At 59.5% G+C, this 23,289-nt stretch carries 22 protein-coding genes; 8 read left to right on the top strand and 14 right to left on the bottom strand.

What is annotated here, in order from left to right; translation table 11 throughout:
• Nucleotides 1–11: 11 nt before the first annotated feature.
• The 3 genes from malE (at nucleotide 12) to malG (ending at nucleotide 3,751) form a co-directional block, all read left to right on the top strand.
• A complete protein-coding gene (malE, locus tag SLH49_RS02350) occupies nucleotides 12–1,169 on the top strand; it encodes a maltose/maltodextrin ABC transporter substrate-binding protein MalE (protein WP_320267565.1) in 1,158 nt (385 codons plus the stop codon).
• Between the two features lie 105 nt (nucleotides 1,170–1,274).
• Entirely contained in the window at nucleotides 1,275–2,798 is a 1,524-nt protein-coding gene (malF, locus tag SLH49_RS02345) for a maltose ABC transporter permease MalF (RefSeq protein ID WP_320267564.1), read from the top strand.
• A 62-nt stretch (nucleotides 2,799–2,860) separates the two neighbouring features.
• Nucleotides 2,861–3,751 (top strand): maltose ABC transporter permease MalG, encoded by an 891-nt coding sequence (malG, locus tag SLH49_RS02340; protein ID WP_320267563.1) that lies wholly within the window; start codon nucleotides 2,861–2,863, stop codon nucleotides 3,749–3,751.
• Nucleotides 3,752–3,761: 10 nt separating this feature from the next.
• Here malG and SLH49_RS02335 read toward each other — a convergent pair whose 3' ends face one another.
• The 4 genes from SLH49_RS02335 to rpe all read right to left on the bottom strand — a co-directional run bounded on the left by SLH49_RS02335 (nucleotide 3,762) and on the right by rpe (nucleotide 7,545).
• The gene (locus SLH49_RS02335) at nucleotides 3,762–4,691 is read right to left on the bottom strand and encodes an ATP-binding protein (RefSeq protein ID WP_320267562.1); all 930 of its coding nucleotides are present in this window, start codon (nucleotides 4,689–4,691) and stop codon (nucleotides 3,762–3,764) included.
• Complete coding sequence (locus SLH49_RS02330) at nucleotides 4,676–5,365, bottom strand: response regulator transcription factor (RefSeq protein ID WP_320267561.1); 690 nt, start codon at nucleotides 5,363–5,365, stop codon at nucleotides 4,676–4,678. The genes SLH49_RS02335 and SLH49_RS02330 overlap by 16 nt, the downstream gene beginning before the upstream one ends.
• Nucleotides 5,362–6,774, bottom strand: coding sequence for a DUF4173 domain-containing protein (locus SLH49_RS02325; protein ID WP_320267560.1), 1,413 nt, complete (start codon nucleotides 6,772–6,774; stop codon nucleotides 5,362–5,364). The genes SLH49_RS02330 and SLH49_RS02325 overlap by 4 nt, the downstream gene beginning before the upstream one ends.
• Before the next feature lie 90 nt (nucleotides 6,775–6,864).
• Nucleotides 6,865–7,545 carry a ribulose-phosphate 3-epimerase gene (gene rpe, locus SLH49_RS02320; protein WP_320267559.1) on the bottom strand — a complete coding sequence of 227 codons (681 nt, stop codon included), beginning with the start codon at nucleotides 7,543–7,545 and terminating at the stop codon, nucleotides 6,865–6,867.
• Between the two features lie 154 nt (nucleotides 7,546–7,699).
• Between rpe and SLH49_RS02315 the strand changes: the two genes are divergently transcribed.
• The 3 genes from SLH49_RS02315 (at nucleotide 7,700) to SLH49_RS02305 (ending at nucleotide 12,127) form a co-directional block, all read left to right on the top strand.
• A complete protein-coding gene (locus SLH49_RS02315; RefSeq protein ID WP_320267558.1) occupies nucleotides 7,700–8,533 on the top strand; it encodes an AraC family transcriptional regulator in 834 nt (277 codons plus the stop codon).
• Nucleotides 8,534–8,608: 75 nt separating this feature from the next.
• A complete protein-coding gene (gene deoC, locus SLH49_RS02310; protein WP_320267557.1) occupies nucleotides 8,609–9,604 on the top strand; it encodes a deoxyribose-phosphate aldolase in 996 nt (331 codons plus the stop codon).
• 207 nt (nucleotides 9,605–9,811) lie between these two features.
• Nucleotides 9,812–12,127, top strand: coding sequence for an aldehyde dehydrogenase family protein (locus SLH49_RS02305; protein ID WP_320267556.1), 2,316 nt, complete (start codon nucleotides 9,812–9,814; stop codon nucleotides 12,125–12,127).
• A gap of 100 nt (nucleotides 12,128–12,227) precedes the next feature.
• On the opposite strand, the gene SLH49_RS02300 is transcribed toward SLH49_RS02305, so the two are convergent.
• The 9 genes from SLH49_RS02300 to SLH49_RS02260 form a co-directional block, all read right to left on the bottom strand.
• Complete coding sequence (locus tag SLH49_RS02300) at nucleotides 12,228–12,899, bottom strand: DUF1523 family protein (RefSeq protein WP_320267555.1); 672 nt, start codon at nucleotides 12,897–12,899, stop codon at nucleotides 12,228–12,230.
• An 11-nt stretch (nucleotides 12,900–12,910) separates the two neighbouring features.
• Nucleotides 12,911–13,186, bottom strand: coding sequence for a hypothetical protein (locus SLH49_RS02295; protein WP_320267554.1), 276 nt, complete (start codon nucleotides 13,184–13,186; stop codon nucleotides 12,911–12,913).
• Nucleotides 13,187–14,539, bottom strand: coding sequence for a DUF6638 family protein (locus SLH49_RS02290; protein WP_320267553.1), 1,353 nt, complete (start codon nucleotides 14,537–14,539; stop codon nucleotides 13,187–13,189).
• Nucleotides 14,540–14,588: 49 nt separating this feature from the next.
• Nucleotides 14,589–14,930 (bottom strand): hypothetical protein, encoded by a 342-nt coding sequence (locus SLH49_RS02285; protein ID WP_320267552.1) that lies wholly within the window; start codon nucleotides 14,928–14,930, stop codon nucleotides 14,589–14,591.
• Between the two features lie 25 nt (nucleotides 14,931–14,955).
• Nucleotides 14,956–16,896, bottom strand: a complete 1,941-nt coding sequence (locus SLH49_RS02280; protein WP_320267551.1) for an ATP-binding protein — start codon at nucleotides 16,894–16,896, stop codon at nucleotides 14,956–14,958.
• A 69-nt stretch (nucleotides 16,897–16,965) separates the two neighbouring features.
• A complete protein-coding gene (locus tag SLH49_RS02275) occupies nucleotides 16,966–18,081 on the bottom strand; it encodes a hypothetical protein (protein WP_320267550.1) in 1,116 nt (371 codons plus the stop codon).
• Complete coding sequence (locus tag SLH49_RS02270; protein ID WP_320267549.1) at nucleotides 18,078–18,434, bottom strand: hypothetical protein; 357 nt, start codon at nucleotides 18,432–18,434, stop codon at nucleotides 18,078–18,080. Before SLH49_RS02270 ends, SLH49_RS02275 begins: the two co-directional genes overlap by 4 nt.
• Nucleotides 18,431–19,513 carry a hypothetical protein gene (locus SLH49_RS02265; protein WP_320267548.1) on the bottom strand — a complete coding sequence of 361 codons (1,083 nt, stop codon included), beginning with the start codon at nucleotides 19,511–19,513 and terminating at the stop codon, nucleotides 18,431–18,433. Before SLH49_RS02265 ends, SLH49_RS02270 begins: the two co-directional genes overlap by 4 nt.
• A 130-nt stretch (nucleotides 19,514–19,643) precedes the next feature.
• The gene (locus tag SLH49_RS02260) at nucleotides 19,644–20,432 is read right to left on the bottom strand and encodes a L,D-transpeptidase (protein ID WP_320267547.1); all 789 of its coding nucleotides are present in this window, start codon (nucleotides 20,430–20,432) and stop codon (nucleotides 19,644–19,646) included.
• Nucleotides 20,433–20,601: 169 nt separating this feature from the next.
• On the opposite strand from SLH49_RS02260, the gene SLH49_RS02255 reads away from it, so the two are divergent.
• Complete coding sequence (locus SLH49_RS02255; protein ID WP_320267546.1) at nucleotides 20,602–21,573, top strand: formylglycine-generating enzyme family protein; 972 nt, start codon at nucleotides 20,602–20,604, stop codon at nucleotides 21,571–21,573.
• 16 nt (nucleotides 21,574–21,589) lie between these two features.
• A complete protein-coding gene (locus tag SLH49_RS02250; protein ID WP_320267545.1) occupies nucleotides 21,590–22,030 on the top strand; it encodes a hypothetical protein in 441 nt (146 codons plus the stop codon).
• A 12-nt stretch (nucleotides 22,031–22,042) separates the two neighbouring features.
• On the opposite strand, the gene SLH49_RS02245 is transcribed toward SLH49_RS02250, so the two are convergent.
• Nucleotides 22,043–23,248 (bottom strand): aminopeptidase P family protein, encoded by a 1,206-nt coding sequence (locus SLH49_RS02245; RefSeq protein ID WP_320267544.1) that lies wholly within the window; start codon nucleotides 23,246–23,248, stop codon nucleotides 22,043–22,045.
• Between the last annotated feature and the right edge of the window lie 41 nt (nucleotides 23,249–23,289).

Here is a 23,289-nt window from a genome sequence, read left to right as displayed (position 1 = left end):
AGGAGACAAAAATGAAAAAGACCCTGACCACTCTGGCGCTGTTGCTCAGCACAGCCGCCCCTGCAGCCGCATTGGAAGACGGCAAGATCCTGATCTGGACAGGCAACAACCGCGACCGCGATGCATTGCTTGAAGCTGTGCAACCCTTTGTTGATGATCTCGGGGTCGAGGTTGCCGTCGAAATCGTTGACCCGGACCTGGCGCAGAAGTTTCAGCAAGCAGCCGCCACGGGCGACGGTCCTGACATTGTGCTTTGGGCGCATGACCGCTTTGGTGAATGGGCCAGCGGCGGTCTGATTGCACCGGTGCAACCCGCGGCCAGCTGGTCCGACGACATCCTGCCTGCTGCAATGGATGCTGTGCAATTCGACGGCAAGACATGGGGCTATCCGCTCGCCGTCGAAGCGGTGACCCTGATCTACAATAAGGACATCATCGACACCCCGCCGGCATCTTTCGAAGAGATCAAGGATCTCGACGTGTCGGGCCAGAAAATCCTCTGGGACTACAACAACACCTATTTCACGATGCCATTGCTGATGGCAGGTGGCGGATATGCCTTCCAGAAGGTCGATGGATCCTATGACGGCTCCACCACGGGCGTAAATACCGAAGGCGCCATCGCAGGCGCTGAAGTCCTGAAATCACTCTTCGACGATGGCGTGATGCCGCAGGGCGTCGATTACGGTGTTATGGACGGCGCAATGAATAATGGCGAAGTGGCCATGGTGTTGAACGGCCCATGGTCCTGGGGCGCGTTCAAAGACTCTGAAATCAACATTGGTGTGGCCCCGATCCCCACGGTGAATGGCGAGGTTTCCCCACCCTTCCTTGGCGTGCAGGTTCTTGGGCTCAATGCGGCCTCACCCAATACGGATCTGGCTGTTGAGCTTATCGAAAACTACCTTGCAACTGATGACGGACTTGCAGTCTGGAACGCAAATGGCGCTCTGGGTGCACTGGCGGACATGTCTGCGGCCACAGCGCAGGGCGATCCACTCGTGACTGACATGTTGGCCGTAGCAGCCAACGGCGTGCCGATGCCCTCCAACCCTGAAATGGGTGCGTTCTGGGCCGCGATGGCGCCCGCGCTCACGAACATTACAACGGGTGCTGCTGCGCCCGCCGACGCGCTGAACGACGCTGCGGCGCGCATTCTGGGCGAGTAGTCCCTGCTTCGGGCGGCGGCTCCTCCCAACCGCCACCCCCATCCACACAAAGACACCACTCCTGTTTCACCGGGCCGTGGCAGGCATGCACCTTCAAGGACAGCGATGACCGCAATCAACGACATACCCGCAGACGAAGGATCACCGATCCTGCGGCTGGCCCTTGTGGGGATCGTCGCGGTCGCGCTGCTTTTTGGAGCGTTCTTTCTTTATCAGATTGCGCAGCCGATCTATGGGGTGATCCTGCTGGTACTTGCGACCGGCTTTGCGATCGTCTTTGGTCTGAACCAGTATTACGGTGCGCGATTCATCTTTCCGGGTGTCGCCGCCGTTCTGATCTTTATCGCCTTCCCGGTCGTCTACACGATCTATATCGGCTTCACGAATTACAGTTCTTCCAATCTGCTGACCTATGAACGCGCAATCGAGGTGCTCACCGCGCGCGGCTCGGTCGACCCCGCAACCGAACAGCCTTTCGCCGTCGCGCGCGACGGTGATCAATACCGGATTTGGCTGCCAGAGGCAGGGCTGTTGTCCGGTCCGGTCGCGTTGGATGGCACCGCCGAGACAAGCCTTTCCCCTGCTGACGCACCAGCAGTGTTGCTCGAACGTCGCGAGGCCATTCAGCTGCGCGCCGGTCTCCAGGCGCTGACCCTCATCACGCCCGATGGCGGGATCATCCAGAATGCAGGATTGCGCACCTTCGCCATCGTCACGCCTGACTATGTGCAGACCGGCCCCAATACACTGACCCGCTTTGACGGCGTCAAACTGATAGCGAACCATGATACCGGTTTCTTCGTCGACGAAAACGGCGATCAGGTGCCACCTGGCTGGCGTGTCGGCGTCGGCCTGGCCAATTTTGAACGCGTGTTCCAGTCCGAAGGCATTCGCGGCCCGATGGTCAGCATCTTCATCTGGACCTTTGTTTTCGCAGCACTTTCAGTCGTACTCACATTTGCAGTCGGGCTGACACTGGCCGTCATCCTGCAATGGCCACATCTGCGGTTCAAGGCGATCTATCGGATCCTGCTGATCCTGCCTTATGCTGTGCCAGCCTTCATCTCGATCCTCGTCTTCAAGGGGCTCTTCAATCAGAACTTTGGAGAAATCAACCTGATCCTCGAGGCTCTGTTCGGCATCCGTCCAAACTGGTTCACCGATGGCAATCTCGCGCGGGCAATGGTGCTCATCGTGAATACCTGGCTCGGCTACCCATACATGATGCTGCTCGCCATGGGGTTCCTGCAGGCCGTGCCGGAGGATCACAAGAAAGCCGCCGCTCTGGAAGGCGCCAGTGCTATCCGTGTTTTCTTCACGATCACCCTGCCGCAGATCATCCCGCCTTTCCTGCCTCTCATGATCGCGAGCTTTGCGTTTAACTTCAACAATATGGTGTTGATCTTTCTGCTGACACGCGGGTTGCCTGACATTCCGGGCACCATCATCCCGGCGGGCGAGACAGACATACTTGCCAGCTTCACCTACCGGCTTGCCTTTGACAATGCAGGCCAGCAATTCGGCCTCGCAGGTGCAATCACCTTGCTGATCTTCCTCGCTGTCGCGGCCATTTCCTATGCCAACTTCGTCGCCATGCGACGCGCCGCCGAGAAACGGGCGGGCCGCTAACGGGACGGTGGGTGGGGCGATGTGGCAAAGCCACGAGCGTCACTCAGCCGGAAAGGACATACATGATCGTCGAACGCCCAAAAGACCTTCTGATCAAAAAGATCCTCGCCCATGGGTTCATGCTGATCTTTCTGACGTTGATCCTCTTTCCCTTCTTCATGGTGCTGTCGATCAGTTTCCGTGAAGGGAATTTCTCGGTCGGCTCTATCATCCCTGAGAACCCAACGCTCGAGCACTGGTATCTCGCCTTCGGCTTCGACTACACACGGGCCGACGGCACCGTGGTTGAACCACCCTACCCCGTCATGCTCTGGATGTGGAACTCGGTCAAAATCGGTCTGATCGCGGGGCTTGGCGTGCTGGCCATCGCGACAATCTCGGCTTACGCGTTCAGCCGGATCAAGATCAAAGGCAAGGGCGCAATGCTTGACGGACTTTTCCTGATCCAGATGTTCCCGACCACGCTGGCATTGGTCGCCATCTATGCGATCTTCGACGCTTTGGGTGAGGTTCATCCCGTTCTCGGCCTCGATTCCCATGTCGCGCTTATCCTGATCTACCTCTCGGGCGTCACGCTGCATATCTGGACGATCAAGGGCTATTTCGACAGTATCGACACCGCCCTCGACAAAGCCGCCGCGATCGACGGGGCGACGCCTTGGCAAACCTTCCGGTACATCTTCCTGCCGCTTGCTGTCCCGATCATGAGCGTCGTCTTCGTGCTCGCCTTCATCGGCTTCATCAACGATTATCCCATCGCCTCCGTTCTGATCCGCTCCGAGGACCAAATGACCCTTGCAGTCGGTTCCAGGCTTTATCTCAACGAGTTCAAATATCTCTGGGGCGATTTCGCCGCAGCCGCGATCCTGTCAGGTCTGCCGATCACCATCGTTTTCCTGATCGCCCAGCGCTATCTGGTCTCGGGATTGAGTGAAGGTGCAGTTAAGGGGTAGATCGGTGATTTCACCCGTCAAACCGGATCTCGAATGTCGCGCCCGGACCGTCCATCAGCCTGATTTCCGCGCCCTGTGCCTGCAATATCCGCCGTACAATCGGCAGGCCCATACCGGTACCGCCGGCCTCGCGCCGTGTGGTGAAAAAGGGGTCGAAAATCCGGTCGCGATTGCCCTCGGAAACACCCGGCCCGTCATCGCTTACGATCAGCCTGTCCGCGTCCAGTTCAAATGTCACAGAACTGGCCCCATGCGCGTGCGCATTTCCGATCAGATGCGTCGCCACAAGGTCCATCACGTCACGCGGCAGGGGCACCCGTCCATCACGCGGTAGAGCCACATCATGCGGCGCCAAAACTTCTGACAGCAGGCAGGAACCGGGTGGCATCGGTTCCTGTGCCTGCGCAAGGGCACGCTGCCCGTCCAACAGCGCCTCCATCCGGGCCACGGCATCGCCGATATTGCCCAGCATCCGGCCTCGGTCTTGATCACACAGCCCCGGATTATCCAAGAGTTCCGCCGCCCCCCGGATCACCGTCAGCGGCGATTTCAGTTCATGCGTCACATGATCCGCGTAAGACCGCAACACCGCCTCGCGGCCCTGCAAGGTCCGGGTCATGCCGATCACGGCCTGCCCAAGCTGCGAAAACTCCGGCGTCCCGAAATGGGCGGGCACCTTCGCCGTACCCTCACTTTTGGCATAGGCGGTCAGTGTACGGACGGGGGACAGGACCAACCGCCACAAAAGATATCCCAGCACCACGGTCGCCACAAAGGCCATCCAGCCGATCATCCACGACGTCTCTGCCCAGCCCAGAATGCCGCCCGCCACCCGGAAATAGGCAATCCCGATGATCGGCAGAAAGAATACCGCCGCCAGCGGTCCGACCAGCACAAGCGCCAGAGGCGGGCGCCATTTCCGCCTTACCCGCCGCGACATGCGCCCATCCGGATCCCCACGCCATGCACGGTTTCAATCGCATCCGCACAGCCCGCCTTGGCGAGCTTACCGCGCAAGTTGCGCAGATGGCTGTCCATCGTCCGGTCGCTGACATGGACATTGGTGCCATAGATCGAATCCACCAGTTGCGGGCGTGACATCACGTGATCGGGGCGCGAGATCAGGCGCTCCAGCAACGCCATTTCCCGAGATGTCAGCGTGACCGCCGCCTCGCCCACATGGCACAAATGCCGCTCCGGATCGACGCTGACCATCCCGCGCCGCAGCACCGCCTGCGCCGCCTGCACCGGTGCCGCCCGCTTCAGGATCGCCCGCACACGCGCCACCAGCTCGCGCGGCGAAAACGGTTTGGAGACATAGTCATCCGCCCCGAGCTCCAGCCCCACAACCCGGTCAATCTCATCACCATGGGCGGTCAGAAAGACCACCGGAACCTGCGACGCCTTGCGCAGTTCACGGCAAACATCGAGCCCGTCCATCTCCGGCATCCCGATATCCAGCACGATCAGATCGGGCGTCAGGCTCTGCGCCATCTCCAGCGCCTCTTGACCGTCAGCAGCCTCGGCCACCGTAAACCCCGCCTGACCCAGCGCGATGCGCACCACATCGCGGATCTGCCCGTCATCATCGGCGACCAGTATCTGACCACTCATCCCTGCACCTCTTCCATCTGTGCCACGCTACGGCGTAGCCTTGCATTGCGAAACCCCCATGCGCGCCAATCCTGCGGCACGCTAACCGCGCGCTGGCAGAGCGGCGGACCATAGGCCGCCAAAGCGGGTGCGGCCCCTTCGCTCAAGCCGCAAAGGTAGTACCCATCCACCTTGCCCACTGCGAGATTATGCCGAGCAATGAACCCGTCCACATTGACCAGAGACACGGTGTAAAGCGCGAGCAACCCCAGCCCAGCCGCCCGCGCGATGAACCAGCCAGCGCTGCGTTTCGCCATCATCTGCATGATCATCAGCACAAGGCCCAGCGCCACCAGAACCATCCAGATGAAGGCCGCAAAGCGCAGGCGGGTCAGCCCATAAGCCTCCACATAAAGGTCGAGCCGCAGGATCGAGGACAACACCAACAGAACGGTCTGCCCAATCCAGATATAGAGAAGGATGCGCAGCACCGGTCGGTCACCCGCAAAAGGCTGTGAGATCAGCGCGAAGAAGCCAGCGAGCAGTGCCGCAACCAGCAACGGATAGGCCCCGCGGTGGGCATATTCGGCGTAACTCATCCCGGCAGGCAGTCTGACCCCGCCCCAAAGGTAGCCCATATCCAAGAGGCTTTGGACCGCGAAAATCAGGTTGAACAGGACAAGCGCGCGCAGCACCGAGCGGCCATTGATCAGGCGGCTTTGTGGCAGGGCGATCCGGCGCGATGGGCGGTTCAATGTGCCTTTCATGACGGCCAGGCGCAGCAGCGGCCAGGCGATCAGCGCCACCGCACCCCAAAACGCGACACGCCCCGCATCTACGGAAAAGCCGGTTTCCAACGCCCCTAGCCGAATGAGCCAGGCATCAACCACCGGATTGGCAAGCGCCAGCAGACATATGAAAACGCCGCCCACCGCCAATGGCACCAGCCAATCGGTCAGCACCCGTCCGACCGCGACTTTCGACGGCATCGATGGCTTTGCATTCTTCGCATCGCGGAAGGTCTGGACCAGCCCCGCGCCGGGCAATCTCAGCGCTGTCCGGAAAAGCGCCGAAGCGTCCCAATCAGGTACGATCATGCACGCGCTGAAGGCCAACATGCCAAGCACCGCAAAGCCGACCGACAGGGGCTGCACCAAATCCACAGCTGGCAACAGGCTAACGATCAGCAGCCCCCAGGCCGCCATCGCGCGCCAAAGCGGCACCGCCTGCCCAACCGCCAGATGCACCGCCGCCGTAACCAGCAACAGACAGACCACGAAGCCCAGCCCCGCCGCCACGCCCCAAACCAGCAAATCAGCGCAAATCACCACCGCCAGCAGCAGCCAAACCGGCGCCACACGCCGTGGTGGCGCATCATCCAGCCACCACCCATCCCGCGCCAATCGCCTTGGCACCCCACGCACAACCATATCTGTCCCTTTCTTTCTTAATTGGGACCAGCTCTAGGCGGCTGCCGTGCAAAGGCGCTGGCAGAGATGTGCAGTTTTTGTGCAGCCCGGTCAGGCAGTTGCCGCCGCGCGGATCGCCCGGATATTGGCGCCATAAGGGGCCGGATCGCTGACCGAACCGCCCTTGAACACCGCCGAGCCCGCCACAAGCACATCCGCCCCTGCCGCCGTCACCAAAGGTGCCGTGGTCGGGTCAACGCCGCCATCGATCTCGATATGGATGGGCCGGTCACCAATCATCGCCCGCAAGGCGCGCACCTTCCCCGTCATATCTATGAATTTCTGGCCACCAAAGCCGGGGTTCACGGTCATCACACAGATCAGATCAACCATGTCGAGCAGTTCCGCCACCGCCTCTGCCGGGGTGCCTGGGTTTAGCGCCACACCGGCCTTGGCACCCGCGCCGCGAATGGCCTGCAAGGTACGATGAATATGCGGCCCTGCCTCCACATGCGCGGTGATGATATCGGCCCCTGCCTTGGCAAAAGCATCGACATACGGATCGACCGGCGCGATCATCAGGTGCACGTCCATTACCCTCTTGATATGCGGGCGGATCGCGGCACACATCTCCGGGCCGAAGGTGATGTTGGGGACGAAATGCCCGTCCATCACGTCCACATGCACCCAATCCGCGCCCTGCGCCTCAATGGCCTCGCATTCAGCACCAAAATTCGCGAAATCGGCGGCCAGGATCGACGGCGCGATTTTGATAGAGCGGTCCAAAGACATCAACGGCATTCCCTTCTGCATGGATGATGCGCGCCATAGCCTGCCACGCGCCGATTGTCACCCGGGTGCAGTTTATTTGATGTCAATCGCGAATTTATCCGCTGCATTGATGAATTGATTCTGCAATGCAGCATAATCTGTGTTATCCGGCCTCATGACCCTCATTTTGCATCACCGCGACATCCTGCAAAACGGCACGCAGATACACCTTGCCCGCGCGACACTGACCCCCGCGCGACCGAAATCACTGCATGATCACGACTTTTTTGAGCTTGTCTGGGTCCAGAACGGAAAGGTTCGGCATCACTTGCCGGAAGGCGCCGAGACACTGACCGAAGGCGACGTCATCTTCCTTCGCCCCGGCCAGCCCCATGGCTTGCAAGGCCGGGGCGATCATGCGCTTGTTGTAGCGCTTTGTATTCATCCCGACATCATAAAAGGGTTGGGCAAGCGGTACCCACATCTCAAAGGGCATCTGTTCTGGTCAACCGGTGGACCGGCGAAGGCTTTCCGCAATATGGGCCAGCTTGCCGCACTCAACCATCAGGCTGGTGTACTCGAACGCAGCCGCTGTGATGTTTTGGCGGCAGAGGCCTTTCTGCTCCCTCTCTGTTCGGACCTTACTACCGAACGCCTCACTGACAACATGCCCGCGTGGCTGCGCGATGCCTGCCACTCCGCCCATGACATCAGCGTCTTCCAGTCGGGGGCGGCAGGGCTCGTGGCACAGACGGGCAAGGCCCACGCTCATGTCAGCCGCAGCATGCGCAAGCATCTTGGATTGACCCCCTCCGACTATGTCAATCAGATCCGCATGTCTCACGCTGCGCGCGCGCTGACCACCGACGATGCGCCGGTCAGCGAAATCGCGAGTGATTGCGGCATCCCCAACATGTCCCACTTTCACAAACTGTTCCGCGCCGCGCATGGTCTTACGCCCTTGCAATACCGGCAGAAGTTCCAGCGTCAGGTGGTACAGCCGACATAGTATTTGACCAAATGGTCAAACCTTGCCAAGAACGCGCCAAAGTGCCACCCTATCGAGGCACCGCAGGAGGCCACCTTGCAAACCACAGCCACCCCCACGACAACCGCGACGCAGCTGCCTCAGGTGCAGCATCAGCGCAATGATGGCACAGCGCTGGACCTCGATTGGGTCATGGCTGCGCAGGCGAATACATCGGCCATCGAACGACGGGCGAAATCGCTGCCCGGGAGGCGCAGCGTCAAGAAAGACTATCAGGCAGCATGGCTTTGCAAGGCGATCAGTCTGATGGACCTCACCACATTGTCGGGCGACGATAGCGAAGGACGCGTGCGCCGTCTGTGTGCAAAGGCGAAACAACCCGTCGCACAACCGATCCTCGAAGCGCTGGGGATGACCGGTCTGACCACTGGCGCCGTCTGTGTCTATCACGACATGGTCCCCACCGCCGTTGACGCGCTGGCGGGGTCCGGCATCCCTGTCGCCGCCGTCTCAACCGGCTTTCCGGCGGGTCTTTCCCCGTTCCCACTACGGATCGCCGAGATCAAGGAAAGCGTGAAAGCAGGTGCCGAGGAGATCGACATCGTTATCAGCCGACGCCACGCCCTGACCGGCAATTGGCAGGCGCTTTATGATGAGATGAAAGAAATGCGCGCGGCTTGCGGCGACGCCCATGTCAAGGCGATCCTCGCTACCGGCGAACTCGGCACCCTGCGCAACGTAGCCCGCGCCTCGCTGGTCTGCATGATGGCCGGGGCGGATTTTATCAAGACCTCCACCGGCAAGGAACCCGTCAACGCCACCCTGCCCGTAACTCTGACCATGATCCGCGCGATCCGCGACTATGAGGATCGGACCGGTATCATGGTCGGCTACAAACCGGCAGGCGGAATTTCCATGGCTAAAGACGCGCTCGTCTACCTCGCCGTGATCAAGGATGAGCTTGGCGACCGCTGGCTGCAACCCGACCTCTTCCGCTTCGGTGCCTCTAGCCTCTTGGGAGACATCGAACGACAACTCGAACACCACGTCACAGGTGCCTATTCGGCGTCCTGGCGGCATGCGATTGGGTGAGGCAATGCAGCTAATTCTTGGCTACTTCTTCATTCTTGGCTTTATCTTGTTCATAGCCGCTCTTGCATGGTCCTTAGTAAGGCCAACTCCAACTTTGCGGGCGGGCATCCCTGCCAAACAACGCCGAAACATATCCGCCTTTGTAGCGACCGTTGGCGCACTTTTGGCTCTCATTCTTCTCCTTCTCCTCAACGCCTGGGCGCTCCCATGACCATAAAAGAAATCTTCGACACCATGGATTACGGCCCCGCCCCCGAAAGCGCGTCCGAGGCGCTGCAATGGATCGCCGACCGTGGCGGTATCGCAGGGCACTACATAGGTGGCAAATGGGGCCCGCTGCGCGACGATTTCCCATCCAACAACCCCGCCACTGGCGAAAAGCTCGCAGGCGTCACCAAAGGCACGGCGGAGGAAATCGAAACGGCGGTCTCCGCCGCCCGCAAGGCCCAACTCGCCTGGGCCAAGTCAGGCCACAAGCGCGCCCGCATTCTCTATGCCATCGCCCGGCTGATGCAAAAGCACTCTCGTCTGCTCGCCGTGATGGAAAGCCTCGACAACGGCAAACCGATCCGCGAAAGCCGCGATATCGACGTGCCGCTCGCCATCCGGCATTTTTACCACCACGCCGGGTTCGCCCAACTCATGCGCACCGAACTGCCCGACCGCGAACCGCTCGGCGTTTGCGGCCAAATCATCCCGTGGAACTTCCCCCTCCTGATGCTCGCCTGGAAAATCGCGCCCGCGATGGCCATGGGCAACACGGTCGTCCTGAAACCCGCCGAATACACGTCGCTCACGGCCATGATCTTCGCCGAAATCTGCACAGAGGCAGGCGTGCCCCCCGGCGTCGTTAACATCGTCACGGGCGACGGCGAAACCGGTGCGGCCCTTGTGAACGCCGATGTGGACAAGATTGCCTTCACCGGCTCCACCGAAGTCGGCCGCAAAATCCGCGAAGCGACCGCCGGATCGGGCAAGGCGCTCTCTCTCGAACTCGGCGGCAAGAGCCCCTACATCGTCTTCGACGATGCGGACATGGACAGCGCCGTCGAAGGCCTCGTCGACGCCATTTGGTTCAACCAGGGTCAGGTCTGCTGTGCCGGATCACGGCTCTTGGTGCAGGAAGGCATCGCCGACCAGTTCTACACCAAGCTCAAGGCCCGCATGCAGAACCTCCGCATCGGCGACCCGCTGGACAAATGCATCGATATCGGCGCCATCGTGGACCCGGTGCAACTCGATCAGATCACCAAGATGGTCGACGCTAACACCGAAGGCGAAACCTTCCAGACGACCGCACCCAAGGGCTGTTTCTACCCCCCTACGCTGATCACCGGCCTATCCCCCGCATCCACCCTGATGCAAGAGGAGATCTTCGGCCCCGTCCTCGCCGCCACCACCTTCCGCACGCCTGCCGAGGCCGTGCAGATCGCCAAAAACACGCGCTACGGCCTCGCGGCGTCCGTCTGGTCGGAAAACATCAACCTCGCGCTCGACATCGCACCCAAACTCGCCGCGGGCATCGTCTGGGTCAACGGCACCAACATGATGGACGCCGCCGCAGGTTTCGGCGGCGTGCGCGAAAGCGGTTTCGGGCGCGAAGGTGGCTGGGAAGGGCTGGCAGGCTACACCAAACCGAAAGGCACCCCCAAAGCGCTCAAAAAGATCGACGCCTACACCACCGAAGACGGCACCCCCGCCGACCCGCTCGACCGTACCGCAAAACTCTATATCGACGGCAAGCAGGCCCGTCCCGATGGCGGCTATTCCAAACCCGTCTACAGCCCGCGCGGCAAACTGCTGGGCCACGCATCCGTCGCTAACCGCAAGGACCTGCGCAACGCGGTTGAGGCGATGAACGGGGCGAAATCCTGGTCCAAAACTACCGGACATCTGCGCGCACAAATCCTCTACTACATCGCTGAAAACTTGTCAGCGCGGGCCGAGGAACTGTCCAAACGCATCAAGGACCTGACCGGCAAATCCGGGCAGGACGAGGTTGATCATTGCATCCGCACCTTGTTCACCTTTGCCGCCTGGGCGGACAAATATGACGGGCAGGCGCATGGCGTGCCGATCCGGGGCGTGGCGCTGGCCATGAAAGAACCCGTCGGCAATATGGCCGTCTTCTGCGAAGATGGCTGGCCGCTCTTGGGCATGATCTCCCCCATGGCCGCCGCCATCGCCATGGGCAACCGGGTCACGCTGATCGCGTCAGACCCGTTCCCGCTCATGGCCGCCGAGCTTTACCAGTTGCTTGAGACCTCGGATGTACCCGGCGGGGTGGTCAACATCCTGACCGGCGATCACACCGAACTCGCCCCACACGCCGCCGCGCATATGGATATCGACGCGGTCTGGTCTTTCTCGGGCGCTGACATCTCTGCCGTGATCGAAAAAGCCAGCGCCGGCAACCTCAAACGGACCTGGGTGAACCACGGCAAGATGATCGAGCCAACCGCGCGCGACATGCTGGCCGCCGCAACTGAGATTAAAAACATCTGGATCCCCTACGGCGAGTAAGTTCGCCCCTCTTTTGGCCCAAAATATCCTGGGGGAGGCCCGGAACGGTACGGGGGCAAAGCCCCCACCAAAAATGTCGTCGGCGCAGCCGTCCTTTAGGTCACTTCTTCGACCGCCAGGTATCCAACCAACGGCGAACGCGCCCGCGCCGCTCGGCTACGCTGGCTTGCACCTCATCAATCTGCTCGCCCGCCGCGTCTAGGATTGGGTCAACCGAGCGTTCGCGGAACTGCCGCCACGCGGCGCGGACAAACAGGATGGCAGCCATCAGGAAGATGAAGAAGAAGATGTTGAACCACGGGATGATTGTCACATCCGGGCCCGCAACGGTCCGCAAAGCCACTGCATTGGGATAGATGCTCGCCCAGCGGACGCGCCATCCGTAATGCGTGACCACCACCCATTCATCACCGCGGGCGAGGTTGGCCGCCTCCGCCTGCAAATCAGCACTGTCGAATTTGAAGTAAGGCGGATAAATCCACCCCGTATCTTCATTCCGATAAACCATCACGCTGTCGCTGTCACGGCGCACAAAACCGAGCAAGAAAGTGTCCTGCTTCTGCGTGTTGATCAAACGCAGATCACGCGTAGGCTGCTCTGCCGCGCCCGCATCCGCCTGCGCATAGAAGATCCGATTAAATGAACTGAAATCGGTACGAATGATCTCGGTCGATGTGACCTTCACCACATCATGCTGCGGCAGGATGTAGTGGAAATAGAGGCCCAGCCCCACGAAGAACACGATGCGGAAGATCGTTTTGACACGTTGCATTTCGAAAATCCTCAATTCGCGTTGATCGTATAGGCAATTGCCGCAACCACAACCGTCGGTACGACATAAACAAGCCCAATCAGCTTGGGCCGAATGGAACTGTCATAGGCTTTCAGCCCTTCCGCGATAAACGCATCCCGCGCACCGGTTGCCCCACCTTCGGGATGTTCGGCGTCAAACTGGTTTTCCAATCGCTCCTTGCGCACCGACCGTGAGAAAAGTGCGATGGACCAATACACCACCGTCAGCCCGATAAAGCCAAAGACAACCAGCTTCACAAAACCCATCTAACGTCTCCTTGGCGCGACCGCACCCCATGGACCCACGCGGGTGATCAGATCGGGCTGCGCTATCGCCCCCGGCTCTTCCATCGGGGCCTCGTGACCAAACAATGCTGCCCGTGTTCCCGCCTTATCGACTTGGTACTCCCGGTCAAGAAAATCAACGACATAGGCCTGTTTTTCCGGCGGCCAGCCTGCATAGGTCCGGTAAAACAGCTCTTTATGGCAGATAAAAAGCTGCCGGAAATCGAGCGGGGTGAGTTCGGCCAAAAGCCGATTCACAAGATCCGCATCCGCATGCGCCTTCGCCCGCAGGGTATAGAAATAGGCCGGATGCTCCGACGTGATCTTGGGCCATGGCCCGTCTTCCTCCGCCCAGCGCAAAAGCGCTGCAAGCCCCTGCCATTCCTGCGGCAGCTCCTTCGCATAATGCCGCCCCAACCGGCGCAAATCCCGCCGCGTGGCCCCCAGCACATCCTCGCCCATCCGTGCGGCAACCGAGGCGACGATGAAATCCATCTTCTGCTGCAGGATCGCCGCCGCGTCCAAACCACGCGCCTCGACAATGGGCTCAACAAGGTCATTGAGTTCCAGAAACTTCGCGATGGCCGAACGATCTGCCAGATCGAAGGTGTAGGCGATAGGCAAATCGCTAATCCTCTCCTTGTCGCCCGCCACAATCGCCGCCGGATGCGGCACGCCCCGGAAAAGATACATGCCGCCGAAATGGTCGGTCCAGAAATTCTCCTGCACGAATTCCATCTGCCGCAGTTGCACCGGGTTGCGCATGACATCCCCGGTCTCCTTCGCCATCCCGATCATCTCGGCAATCAGGACATCGTCAAACCAGGCATCCGGCTCGGTCTTGAACCGGTCAATCATCCCGCCCAGTTTGGCCGCCGTCGCAACCGTCCCGCTTGTCGTATCCGCCTCAATCCGCACTTTGCGCAGATCAAAAAGGCGCGCAGGCGTATCCGCTTCATAGACGGAATTCACAAGCTCCCCCGCCACCGCATCCCGCGTGGTCAGCGCAAAAAGCTGCGCGCGGTTTTCCGTAATGAATTGTTTCAGGATACCCCGCGCTGCGGAGAACTTCGCATTCAAAAGTGGCGCTCTCGCTTGGTCGGTCGTCAGCAGAATGAACTGCCGGTTCACGCCCGCATGGTTCAGATAGAGGTCATCCTCAAATTCATCACCGATCTCCGGTGAGTAGCCCGAAATATCAATATGAAACACATCTAGGCCTGTTTCACGCCCGGAAAGATGTTTCAGCGCACGATTATAGCGTTCGACCAAAACAGGTGAATCCACCCGGATCAGGTTCCCGAACATCAGCCCCTTTTCGATCAGAAGGTGCATCGCAAACCTCCGTGGGGTGGGTGAAACCCACGCAAGCGAAACGACAAAACTACCATGTCTCCTTCACCCACTTGCGCGGCAACCCGGCCACAGACAGCACCATGATCGGCGCCCAGATCAAGGCCGAGGCCAAACCCAAGCGCCCGAAGAACACGACGTTCGCAAAGAAACCAGGCTCCAGCAGCGCATCAGCATCCGCCCCTTGCCCGACATAAAGCAGAAAGAACCCGAAGCCCGCCAAGGCGAACAGGATGAAGGTCGACAAGAGCGCGTTCAGCATCAGCGGCTTCACCCCCTCTGGCAAAACCCGCGCGAGCAGGCGCGGCACCAGAAACCCCAGAAAGCCGAGGCCCAATGCGGGCAAGAGCAGGCTGTCCGAGATCAGGTTCACCGCAAACGCCTCCGTTGCCCTCGCATCATCCCTTGCTCTCCAGATACCGTTTTTTGGCGATCTCCTGCCGCCCAAAGTCGCGCACCATCGCGTCAATCGCAACTTCGTCCGATTTGTCGGCATAGCGGAATTCGCTATCGGCGTAGCGGTTGATCTCCTGGATCACCATCTCCACCGTGATCGGCTGCCGCAGTTCCGAAATCATCCCCTTCTTGGTCTCGTAATCCTTGAAGAGGAACAGGTCCGGTTCTTCCATCCACTCATCGGGCAGTTCGAAATCCATCGCGCGAACCTTCACCGCATCGGTGATGTTCTTGATCGCGCGGCCCGTAAACCGCTCATCCGCCTCCTGAATGCCTTTCAGATAGGTGCCCAGCTTGGCAATCGTGTTCAGATCACCGACTTGCGAGTGGACCCGCTCAAACACCCGCTGCAACCCCTCTTCATGCGGCCTCGCATGGCTTTCGAAAGAGGCCGCAACCGCCTTCTTGATCTCCTGCGCGCTGAAAATCTCGTGCTCTCCGACGGGGATGTCGTGGTTCTTGCCCATCAGGAGGTAGAGGATGTCGATGTAATCCTCCCGCGTCTGCGGTCCGTCTACGAGAAACCGCGCCCCCGCCCGTTGACGCAGGGCGTCGTCCACATTCTCCGGATAGTTCGAGAACATCCCGAAGGTGCAATTCCCCCGCACGACCGTATTCGCCCCCGCAAAGCTTTCCATCAAAACAGCCGTAATCTCCAACTGCCCCGCGGATGACTGGCGGTCCCCCCGCTTGCCCGCCAACTGGTCGATGTCGTCAATCGTCCCAAACCCGATCACATGAGGATCGAGCACGTTGTTGATAAACGCCTTCGCGTTCTGGCCCGACTTGCCTTGATAGCTGTCGATATTGTCCGTGCTCAGGTTCTGATAGCGAAACGGATAACCCGCGATCTGGCAATAATCATTGATCATCCCCGCCATCATCTGGATCAGCGTCGTCTTCCCCGTCCCCGGCTTGCCATCGCCCATGAAGGTGAAGATGAAACCGCCCAGTTCCGCAAACGGGTTCAGCCTGCGGTCGAAATCATAAGCCATCAGCATCTTGGCGAGCTTCATCGCCTGATATTTGGCGATGTGGTTGCCCACGACCTCGTTCGGTTTCTTGAAGGTCATCGTCAGGGTCGAGCCCTTTGCCTTCAGCGCGGGCGTAAAGCCTTGAACAACAAAGTCATCCGCTTCCACCCGCCACGACACTTGGTTGAAACTCTCCAACCGCCCCACAGTCGACGCGCGCAAGCTGACCTTTGCCATCAACTGCTCGCAATAGGCCAGCATCGTGGCGATCAGCGTCGCCTCGTCCTTCGCAAATTGCCCAAGCTTCTGATCCAACTCCCAGATCGCGCCATGCAGGGCGAGCGGTGCGTTGTCGGTCAGCACCTCGTCCACCGCGCCCACCTCAACACTCACTTCGGTCGCTTGGGCGGACAGAAAAAACGATGAGGCATTGGCAAGGGTATAAAGCGCCACCAGCGACTCTGCCGCCAGATACTCAGTAAACTCCACAGACCGGTCCGCCGCCAGCCGCCCCTCCAGATTAATCCGCTTGAGCTCCGTCAGCGGCGTCTGATCCGAAAACGCGTCCGCCACGGTCAGCGCAATCGACAGCGCCCGGCGCAACGCATGCGCGACGGAGGCCTGCGCGGGTGAAGTCAGCGGATCATCATCATCGCTTTCCGCAATCCGATCCAAGAGCCTCACACCACCCGACGGCGCCGATGTCCGCGACAAAAGCCCCGGCGTGGTCGACCGGAAACGGCGGCGGGTCGCGGCCACATCGGGCGATTTCTCGGGCTGCTCCAACGACAGCCGCGCCTGCGCCAAACGGGGCGTGTGATCCAACTGCATCAGCATCTCGGTCGCGGGGCCGTAATGGGCGCGAATGTCTTCCTCACGCAGTTCCATCTGATCACTTGACTGGCTCATATAATCCTCATCATCTCGCCCAAAATACTCCCGCCGGAGGCTCCGGCACCTGCCACAAAAGCTGCCGTATCACCGATAACTCAACACCCGCCCGCCATCGCTAACGATAAATTTCCGCACCTGCCGAAACCCCGGCGGGTTGCGCTCGGCCAGCGCCTGATAGGGCCGTTCGGGCATGATCAAAGACCGCTCCATCCGGCTCGCCCCCGTCTCGGCCCCGCCGCCCTCAAACGGGTCCAGCGCAAAGATCTGCCGCTCAACCGAACCAAACCAGCCCGACTTCACTTGCTCCACCCGTTCCGAGACCAGCTCTTCCTCGGTCCAGACCAGCGCCCAATCCTCGCCCACCGGCGCATTCGCCGCCTTCAACACATCGCGCAAGGGCCCCGATTGCTGCGTGAACGCATAGGAATACATCGGCCCGATATGAAAGCGGCGCAGACGGACGGGATGCAGGTCATCAAAATCCTCGTCAAAGCCCTTCGCAATCGTCAAAAGCTTCAGATGCGCGAGCGACTGCGCCATCAGATGCGCCTGTGCCTCTGGCCAGCGGCGCTCATCCTTCGGCAGACCCGTCCGCCCGGTATCCTCCAGATCCATCAGATAGATCGTGGGCAGGTTGACCTGGCTGTCATAGACCGCCCAATGGATCAGAAACCGCCGCCGGTCGCCCTGATTTCCCAGCCACACCGCCTGCGGATCATTGCGCGCCCAGAACTGGTCCCCGCGCTTGAGTTCCTCATAATAAAGCCGCTGCGACAGCGCATATTGCAGCTTCGTCGGGATCTCCTGTTCCGACAGGATCACCCGGACCATCTGATCCTTCAGATCCCCGACAGACGGCATAGAGGCCAGATGCCGCTCTGCCTGCTGCGCATCATTGGCCATCTCCAAAAGCTCTTGATAAACCGGAAACCCGCTTTCCCGCCGGTCAAAGGTCAGCTTGCCTGCATGTGCGAACCGGCCCGAGAAATGGTATTTGTGCGACAGCGCTGCAAAGGTCCAGTTGAGCCCCACCAGATACCGCGCCAGCGCCTCGATATCCTTCCGCCCAAACCGCCCCTCGGCCTCCATCGTCGCGGCCACTTTGGTCAAATAACCGGTGATCTTGGAGAACTTGCCAAAATACCGCCGCGTGACGCGGGTATCTTCCAGCTTCATATGGTCGGCTTGGAGGTCAGTCACCGGCGTTCGGGACCTGCATGATAGAATGGTATCGCCCTTGAAACGCCTCGGAGGATTAAATCAACTGCCTCCTTAAGACCGATCTGTTCTCTATTGAACATCACACCATTCGCTCTTTTGCTGAGAGCCAGCATGGTCGGAAAAAAGAAGAGGAACGCCACCCATAACATCCATCCGGTTGTTACTATCATCGCGCCAAACTTCGCGTGGTCCTGACCCAAACCTTCGTAAGAAAAAGCTAAGGACAACACCAAGACGGCAGGTAAGAGCGATACTAAAGTGATGATCATTACAAGTATCAGACCTACCCAAACGTTCCGATAGCTTTTGGGTTCAATACCTTTGCTGCTCAAGCCCGATCACCATACTGATTGCTATCATGCTTCTCCACGATTTCCTGGAACCGGCGGATAAAGCGTTCGTCCGCTTTCGCCTTCTGCTCCAGCACCTCGCGGGCAAAGACCATGTGGTCTTCATGCGCCTCCAGCATATCGGCCATCCGCGCATTCGTGGCCGAGCCGATGGCCGCCATGGCCGTCTGCGCCTCCTGGTCGGTCTTCACGCCAATCTCGTTGATCTGGTGCGCCACGTCCTGCTGCTGCGCCGTCTTCAACGACTTTGACAGCGCATCATAAAGCACCACCCGCTGTTTCGTATCCGTCTGAAGCTTGTTGATCAGCACCATCTGGGTCGCCGCCTGGTTCTGCAGGCTGTCGATCCAGGTCTTGCCCTTTTCGATATAGCGCTCCAGCGTCTGGGATTTCGCGAGCTTCACCTGCTCTTGCTGGACCATCTCGTTATATTGCGCGTTCAACGCGGCGAGTTCGGTTTCCAGCTTGGTCCGGGCCGCCGCATCCTGCTCGACGGAAATCTTCCCCTCAAGCTCAATAATCTTGGGGTCCATCGCCAGAATATCCGCACGCACCGTTTCCAACTCGCCCACGGTCATCTCACGCTCTTCCAGCGTCCCGGCGAGGTTCTTTTCCACGCTGTCCTTCTGCTCGTTTAGGATACCGAGCTGCCCTTCGAGCAGCTTCATGATCACGTCGGACTTGCTGATCAGATCCTGCAGCTTGTCATCGATCGAGGCCGTGCGCATCCGCTCCTGCCGCATCGATTCCGCCTTGCCCTTGCTGAAGATGCCGATGAACGTCTCCATCCCGGTTTTCGAACGCATCTCGTCAAAGTCTTTGGAAAAAGCCGAAGTCACATCGTCCAGACCCATGATCAGCTCGGCAATATTGGCATTCATGAGTTCCGTATGGGAATGCACATCCTCAAGTGAAGCGTTTTCGATATCGACAGAAATATCCGTACCCTGCGCCATCTTCTGGCGGGCCGTCTCAATCCGGCTAGTCAATTCCGAGATTTTGCTTTGCGCCTCGGCCACCTGTGCCTGCGATTCCTTAATCTGCGTTTCGAAATTCGCCATAAACTGTCCCTTTATTACTCTGCGATATCAGTGACATAAGTACTGAGGGCGCAAAATTAAACCACAAGGCACATGTTACCGCGCCCATTTCGCGGCGATTGTGGCCCGACAGACATGCAAAGAAAAGCGCTTAGGCCTCGTCAAAAACCGGCGGGCGATCCAAGGCCTCGGCCTCAGGCCCAAGCAATTGTTCGGGGTCAATGATCTTCGGTGGCAATTCGATCCCGCGCTCGTAGTTTTCGGGGTCAACACGCAGGGATTCATCCCGGTCCCGGATATGGACCTGCATCGGCACCTCGATCTGGTCATAAAGGTGGATGATGTCCTGATTGAACATGCGGATACAGCCAGCAGAGCCGGAATTTCCGATAGATTCCAGATCGTTAGTTCCGTGGATACGGTAGAATGTGTCGCGACTGCCACGGTAGAGATAGAGCGCGCGGGACCCCAGCGGGCTGCGCAACCCGCCCGGCAAACCTGCCGCGAATGGGCCATACACTTCGGGTTCGGTCCGCAACATGTTCTGCGTGGGTGTCCATCCAGGCCATTGGCGCTTAAGCCGGATCGTCGCCTTCCCCCGGATCGACCGGCCCTGACGGCCAACCCCAACCGGATAACGCGTCGTCGTCCCGTCCTCGCGGATGTGATAAAGAAACTTCGCAAACGGGTCGACGTCGAGCGTATTTGGCCCCTGTTCCCCGTTATAGATCCCCGACATACGGCGATTGACCCCTTGGGTGTAGCGGGTTGGAATACCGGGCAGATTATAACCCGCATCGGGGAGCGGGCCGTAGCCCGGCAGATAATCCGCGCGCGACGACAGATCGAGTATCTCGGTCGGCTCAACACGCGGCGCACAGGCGGCTGCGCCGCTTGCCAGCATCATCGCCCCGAAAGACCTGCGTGTCAGTCCCCTCATATTCCTTGCCATCCCACCCGGATTCACCGCGAATCATCTGATAACACCTTGACGGCAGGGCGCAAAACACCGCCCCGGCAAGTTTCTGCATTTGCATTACAAAATGTGACAATCTACGTAAGGCCTGTTCTTGCGTCACAAAATGCATGCAATCATTAGGACGAACAAATTGATCCGCCTAAGCTTCGCTCTCTGCTTCTCGCTCTTTTCCATATCGGCAGTGGCGCAAAACCGTCTTGAAGATGGCACTGAGTTGGCACCACTTGATATGTTCCAAGAATGCGATGTCTGTCCGGAGATGATTGTTCTGCCTTTAGGCAGTTTCACCATGGGCGGACCTATTGGTGACTCAATCAACGGTCTGGTCATGCTCGATGGCCAGCTAGCCATGGTCGAGGTGGGGCATCCCGCGATCGGTGCCGATGAACGCCCGCTGCATGAGGTTGAGATCGACATCCCCATTGCGATGGGCCGCAATGAGGTCAAGCACGATCAATGGATGGCCTGTGTAAATGACGGCGGATGCGGCGGACACATTCCGCTCGACACGGTATTCCACGTCAATGACGCACGCGAACGGGTTGAGCACCTTGTCCGCGGCAACCACCCCGTGATCGATGTATCTTACCTTGATGCGCAAGCCTACGTCGCTTGGCTGAACGAAAAGGTCGGTACAGATGCCTATCGTCTGCCGACCGAGGCCGAATGGGAATATGCCGCGCGCGCGGGCACGCAAACCCGCTTTGCACAAGGCGATGAACTGACGTCCGATCAGGCGAATTTCCTGGGCGCCGGGACAGAGAAGCTCACCGGTGTGGCACGGCCCGATCTACTCTCGCGGCGGAAACCGGTACCCATCGATGAACTGGATGCCGCAAATCAATGGGGCTTGCGGCACATGTCTGGGAATGTCATGGAGCGCACCCGCTCTTGCTACACGGACGAATATGCTGGTTGGCCAACGGCGAGTGAGTGGCTCCGGCAGAGCCTAGTGGACAGCTGTAAACGCGCGTCACGCGGTGGCGCTTACAATTCAGCGATGGACTTTTCGCGCGTCGCCTCACGCGGTGCTGCGGAAGAAGACTTCAGAGGCCGCTCAACCGGCTTTCGTGTTGTGCGCGAAATGGGCCAGCGTCCATAAGGGTTCGGCCCCTCCATTGAAACGCGGCCACTCCAGCAAACTACAAATCTCGAAAAGCCAAGTGTCAATGACCTTAATCTTTCGTGTGACTTCGCTAGTGGCGGTCACAATAGCCGCCGTGGTTTTCATGCGGTCGCAGCCAGACACAGGTCAGGCATTTGCGGTCAGCGTCGATGACGAGACTTATGCGGTCACCTGTTTTGCGCAGTCAGGAACGCCGCCATCACAAGAACACGCCAATTTGGCGTTTCAGGTTTTCGATGAAAAGCTGGCTTTGCTCAACGGATGGGCAGCGCGCGAGATGACAGTGGCGATGGAAATGTCTAACGCCTCTGAAACCGTTGCGGCACTCGAGCGCATTGAGCAGCAGCGCACAGTGTTCACGCGCAACCTGACTAGCAACACCCACTGCGAGTTTGGGTGCGACGTATCTGACACAAGACACATACCGTACTAGACGCACCCGGTCCTAACCAACCACGTTATGTTCAGGCCCATACGGGAAGCCTGTGATATTCTCGTTCCCATCCTCCGTGATGAACAGGATATCGTGTTCCCGGTACCCGCCCGCGCCCGGCTCACCTTCTGGAATCGTCAGCATCGGCTCCATCGAGATCACCATGCCCGGCTCCAGGATCGTCTCGATATCCTCACGCAGTTCCAGCCCCGCTTCGCGCCCGTAATAATGCGACAGCACGCCAAAAGAATGGCCGTAGCCAAAACTGCGATACTGCAAGAGGTCCCGTTCGGCAAAGAAGTCGTTGATCTCCGCGGTTACCTCAGCACAAGACGCGCCCGGTTTCAAAAGCGATATGCCCAGTTCATGGGCGGCGACATTCGCCTCCCAGATCTTCAGGCTCGCCTCATCCACTGACCCCAGAAACAGGGTCCGTTCGAGCGCCGTGTAATACCCGCTGATCATGGGAAAGGTGTTGAGCGACAGGATATCGCCCTCTTGCAGTTCCCGCGCCGTCACCGGGTTATGGGCACCGTCGGTGTTAATGCCGGACTGGAACCAGACCCAGGTGTCGCGATACTCGGCCTCAGGAAAGCGTTTGGCTATCTCCAGCTCCATCGCATCGCGCCCTGCCATCGACACGTCAATCTCGCGCGCGCCGGGTTTGATCGCATCGCGGATGGCCTCGCCACCCATATCGGCGACAGCGGCCCCGGCACGGATCAGCTCACGCTCCGCCTCGGATTTGCGCATGCGCTGTTGCATCGTCTCAGGTGCCACATCGATCAGACCGGTGGGATGCAAATGGTGCCGCAGTGCCTGCGATTGCGCGACGCTCATATGATCAGCCTCATACCCAACCACCCGGCCAATCCCGGCCACCGACCGGACAACGCGCCAGAAATTGCTCCGCTCCCAATCGGTATAGGTCAGGTTGTCACCGAAAGACCGGCGCGAGGGCTGGCCGCCATCGATGCCTGCGCTGATCGTCACGCAGTCATGAGCCGTCACGACCAGCGCATAGGGCCGCCCGAAGGCGCAATAGAGGAAGCCGGAATAATAGGCGACATTGTGCATCGAGGTCAGGATCGCCACCGCCACATCGCGATCCGCCATGATCCGGCGCAACCCGGCGAGCCGCACCTCATATTCCGCCGCCGCGAAAGGCAGCGCCTTCTCACCCTGATGAAAACGAAAATACTGCGGACGATCGGTCATCGCAGACCCTTCTGACACAAGGCCCCGGCGTTCAGGACGGT

The sequence above is a fragment of the Cognatiyoonia sp. IB215446 genome (assembly GCF_033963825.1).
In the GTDB taxonomy this organism is placed as follows: Bacteria; Pseudomonadota; Alphaproteobacteria; order Rhodobacterales; family Rhodobacteraceae; genus Yoonia.
This window is presented reverse-complemented; position numbering and strand designations above follow the sequence as displayed.

Bases quoted from the DNA above. Each gene is read 5' to 3' on its own strand.
- SLH49_RS02290 (WP_320267553.1), bottom strand. From the start codon at position 14,539: ATGCACCTTCTGATCGAAAAGGGGCTGATGTTCGGGAACCTGATCCGG.
- SLH49_RS02305 (WP_320267556.1), top strand. From the start codon at position 9,812: ATGACCATAAAAGAAATCTTCGACACCATGGATTACGGCCCCGCCCCC.
- malF (WP_320267564.1), top strand. From the start codon at position 1,275: ATGACCGCAATCAACGACATACCCGCAGACGAAGGATCACCGATCCTG.
- malG (WP_320267563.1), top strand. From the start codon at position 2,861: ATGATCGTCGAACGCCCAAAAGACCTTCTGATCAAAAAGATCCTCGCC.
- SLH49_RS02315 (WP_320267558.1), top strand. From the start codon at position 7,700: ATGACCCTCATTTTGCATCACCGCGACATCCTGCAAAACGGCACGCAG.
- SLH49_RS02245 (WP_320267544.1), bottom strand. From the start codon at position 23,248: ATGACCGATCGTCCGCAGTATTTTCGTTTTCATCAGGGTGAGAAGGCG.
- SLH49_RS02335 (WP_320267562.1), bottom strand. From the start codon at position 4,691: ATGTCGCGGCGGGTAAGGCGGAAATGGCGCCCGCCTCTGGCGCTTGTG.
- SLH49_RS02295 (WP_320267554.1), bottom strand. From the start codon at position 13,186: ATGGGTTTTGTGAAGCTGGTTGTCTTTGGCTTTATCGGGCTGACGGTG.
- SLH49_RS02265 (WP_320267548.1), bottom strand. From the start codon at position 19,513: ATGGCGAATTTCGAAACGCAGATTAAGGAATCGCAGGCACAGGTGGCC.
- SLH49_RS02280 (WP_320267551.1), bottom strand. From the start codon at position 16,896: ATGAGCCAGTCAAGTGATCAGATGGAACTGCGTGAGGAAGACATTCGC.
- SLH49_RS02325 (WP_320267560.1), bottom strand. From the start codon at position 6,774: ATGGTTGTGCGTGGGGTGCCAAGGCGATTGGCGCGGGATGGGTGGTGG.
- malE (WP_320267565.1), top strand. From the start codon at position 12: ATGAAAAAGACCCTGACCACTCTGGCGCTGTTGCTCAGCACAGCCGCC.
- SLH49_RS02260 (WP_320267547.1), bottom strand. From the start codon at position 20,432: ATGAGGGGACTGACACGCAGGTCTTTCGGGGCGATGATGCTGGCAAGC.
- SLH49_RS02300 (WP_320267555.1), bottom strand. From the start codon at position 12,899: ATGCAACGTGTCAAAACGATCTTCCGCATCGTGTTCTTCGTGGGGCTG.
- SLH49_RS02330 (WP_320267561.1), bottom strand. From the start codon at position 5,365: ATGAGTGGTCAGATACTGGTCGCCGATGATGACGGGCAGATCCGCGAT.
- rpe (WP_320267559.1), bottom strand. From the start codon at position 7,545: ATGTCTTTGGACCGCTCTATCAAAATCGCGCCGTCGATCCTGGCCGCC.